Raw genomic sequence first — 940 nt, 5'->3', positions numbered from 1 at the left:
AACAGGAGAACGAGGTCCTGCGCAGGGCCGCGGCCTATCTGTCGCAGGCGAACCTGCCGGGAAAATGATGTACCCGCTCGTCCGCGAGCTGGCCGCCCCGGATGCCCCTCGTCGGGTGCCGGTGGCGGTGACGTGCCGGGTGCTGAATCTGGCCCGCCAGCCGTATTACCGCTGGCTGAAGAGGCCGGTCACCGACGCCGACCTGGCCGAGGCATACTGGGCCAACGCGCTGTTCGACGCGCATCGCGACGATCCGGAGTTCGGCCATCGCTTCCTGGTGGACGAGGCCCGCGCGGCCGGTGAGGCGATGGCCGAGCGGACCGCATGGCGGATCTGCCGCGACAACGGTTGGTGGAGTGTGTTCGGCAAGCGAAAGGGCCGCGGCAAGAACGCCAAGGCCAGCCCGCCCGTGCACGACGACAAGGTGCAACGGGACTTCACCGCCCCGGCACCCAACCGGCTGTGGCTGACCGACATCACCGAACACCCCACCGGCGAAGGCAAGTTGTATTTGTGCGCGGTCAAGGACGTGTTCTCGGGCCGGATCGTGGGCTATTCCAACGACGCTTGGATGAAGTCCCGCCTCACGGCGAACGCCCTGCAGCCCGCGATATACCGCCGCGGCCGCGTGGCCGGATGCGTGGTGCATTCCGATCGCGGATCGCAATTTCGCGCCAGGAAATTCGTGTCCGTCTTGACCCGAAACGGCCTGATCGGCTCGATGGGCCGGGTCGGCGCGGCCGGCGACAACGCGGCCATGGAGAGCTTCTTCGCGCTGCTGCAGAACAACGTCCTCGACCGCCGGACCTGGGCCACCCGCCAGGAGTTGCGGACCGCGATCGTGACCTGGATCGAACGCACCTACCACCGCAGGCGGCGTCAGAGACGCCTGGCCCGATTGACCCCCATCGAGTTCGAGACCATCATGACCCCACCCGCA

At 67.6% G+C, this 940-nt stretch carries 1 pseudogene; it reads left to right on the top strand.

The features are described from left to right. Positions 1-940, top strand: a pseudogene (locus H9Y04_RS45760) (IS3 family transposase); the annotation flags it as partial.

Source organism: Streptomyces polyasparticus, from assembly GCF_014493765.1.
Classification (GTDB): domain Bacteria; phylum Actinomycetota; class Actinomycetes; order Streptomycetales; family Streptomycetaceae; genus Streptomyces; species Streptomyces polyasparticus.
The sequence above is the reverse complement of the archived record's forward strand: the minus strand, read 5'-3'. Positions and strand labels throughout refer to the sequence as shown.